Below are 2,223 nucleotides of genomic sequence, written 5' to 3' on the forward strand. Positions count from 1 at the left end.
TCGGGCGATGATTTCGCGGATTGATCAGGTCTCTCGTTGTAAAAAGCGTTCCAGGTGCTTTCGACCATACGCGAGGTAGTCAACGCCGAGCGTCGAAAGCGCGGACTGGAGAAACCCCCACATCGCCTCGCGCATATCGGAGGCCTGTCGCATCAGCCGCAAGCGCCGCAGGTGATCTGGGCGCACCTCGCCGAAGTACGCTTCGATCAGATCCCGTTCGTTCGCGGTATCAAACTCATTGTTTGCCGCAAGGTTGCCAAGATCGAAGAAGAGATCGCCCATCCCGCTGTACTCCCAGTCGATGATCCGCACCGTGGCGCCGTCGTCGATTAGATTCGCCGCCAGCAAATCGTTGTGGCACGGACACGGCGGGTCCTCGCTCTTTGATTGCTGTTCGATGACGGCAAGCCGTTCCAGGGCCCGGCCGAAATTATCGGGAAAGGTGACCCGTCTGTCCCGGGCGAGCGCGTGGTAATTGCGGACGATCGCAAATGGTGAAAACCTTCCCGCGGCCGGTGGTCCATCGTGGTACCGGCGGAGAGCGCTCACCAGTCGGCGCAGGACCGCGGGCCGTTGGACATCTTCAGCGGTGAGCGTTCGTCCGGGCACGAAGCGACGGAGCATCGCGCCGTGGTCCGGCAGATAAGCGACCACCTCCGGCCCGACGCCCAGTGCCGCGGCGATGCGCGAGGACGCGACTTCGCAGGCGCGGTCAATGCCGAGCAGCGCGGTGTCCCTGCCCGCCACACGCAGCACAAAACTCTCGCCGTCGGTGTCCAGACGATAGTTGCGGTTCGTGAGGCCACCGTCGAGCGGCACTACCGTTACCGGCCGGCCGCGCAACTGCGGGATGAATGAAATGACGTCCTGCGCGTCCACAACAGGGTGTTTGTATCCTTTTTGATTGCCCGGGTGACAGTTTGAAATATCATGCAAGGCTAGTCCCTATGGCAAAGTCCAGAGCGAACCTGCAACGACTGGTCTGGCCCGGCGAAATCGTCATCATGATGGTCGGGCTGTGCCACTGCGCTTTCGCCGCGCAAAAGGAACTCCCGAAGATCGACTTCAACCGGGACATCCGTCCGATTTTTTCCGACCACTGCTACGCCTGCCACGGTCCCGACGAGCACAAACGGAAGGCCGGATTGCGTCTCGATCGCGAGGAAGACGCGTTGAAGATCCTCAAATCCGGCAATCAGGCCATCGTTCCGGGCGACCTGAAGAAGAGCGCCCTGGTGGAGCGACTGAACAGCCGCGACCCGGACGAGGTGATGCCTCCACCGGACGAGGGCAGGCCGCTCAGCGCGGGCCAGATCGAACTGCTCACCCGTTGGGTGAGGGAAGGGGCGCAGTGGAAAAAACACTGGTCGTTGATCCCGCCGGAACGGCCCGTGCCGCCGCCCGCGCGGGACAAGGCGTGGCCGCGCAACGAGATTGATAATTTTATTCTGGAGCGTCTCGAGAAAAAGGGACTGAAACCGGCACCTGAAGCGGACAAATCGACGCTGATTCGTCGTGTTTCTTTCGACCTTACGGGTTTGCCGCCGACCATCGGTGAAGTGGATGCCTTCCTTGCGGACAATTCGCCGGGTGCCTACGAGAAACTCGTGGATCGCCTGCTGAATTCGCCCCACTACGGCGAACGCATGGCCGCGAACTGGCTGGACCTGGCGCGTTACGCCGACACCAGCGGCTATCACTTCGATGGCGTGCGCTACATGTGGCTGTGGCGCGACTGGGTCATCGATGCCTTCAACCAGAACAAACCGTATGACGCGTTCACCGTCGAACAACTCGCCGGAGATCTGCTGCCCAACCCGACCCGCGAGCAGCGTATCGCCACGGGTTTTGTCCGCAACAACATGACCAACGACGAAGGCGGCGCAGACCCGGACGAATACCTGAACAAGTACGTGGTGGACCGCGTGAGCACGTTCGGCGGGGTGTGGCTCGGCATGACAGTTGGTTGCGCCGAATGCCACGACCACAAGTTCGACCCACTCCTGACGAAGGAATTCTATCAACTCTACGCGTTCTTCCACAACGTGCCCGAGAAGGGGCTCGACCGCATCCGCACGGACAACCCGCCGCCGCGACTGCCCGCGCCCACGCCCGCACAGGCGGCGCAATTCGTCGAGGCCGACTTCCGCCTGCGCGACGCGGAAAAGACCTTGCAGGACCGCAACAATGAACTCGGCGAAGCTCAGGAAAAGTGGGAGCGCG

2 protein-coding genes are annotated in these 2,223 nt (G+C 61.8%); one reads left to right on the plus strand and one right to left on the minus strand.

All coding sequences use genetic code 11. The features are described from left to right. Nucleotides 1–24: 24 nt before the first annotated feature. The gene (locus VN887_18670; protein ID HXT42039.1) at nucleotides 25–936 is read right to left on the minus strand and encodes a choline/ethanolamine kinase family protein; all 912 of its coding nucleotides are present in this window, start codon (nucleotides 934–936) and stop codon (nucleotides 25–27) included. An 11-nt stretch (nucleotides 937–947) separates the two neighbouring features. On the opposite strand from VN887_18670, the gene VN887_18675 reads away from it, so the two are divergent. Next, nucleotides 948–2,223, plus strand: a 1,276-nt coding sequence (locus VN887_18675; protein ID HXT42040.1) for a DUF1549 domain-containing protein, incomplete at its 3' end; no start/stop codon positions are given.

The sequence above is a fragment of the Candidatus Angelobacter sp. genome (genome assembly GCA_035607015.1).
Classification (GTDB): Bacteria; Verrucomicrobiota; Verrucomicrobiia; order Limisphaerales; family AV2; genus AV2.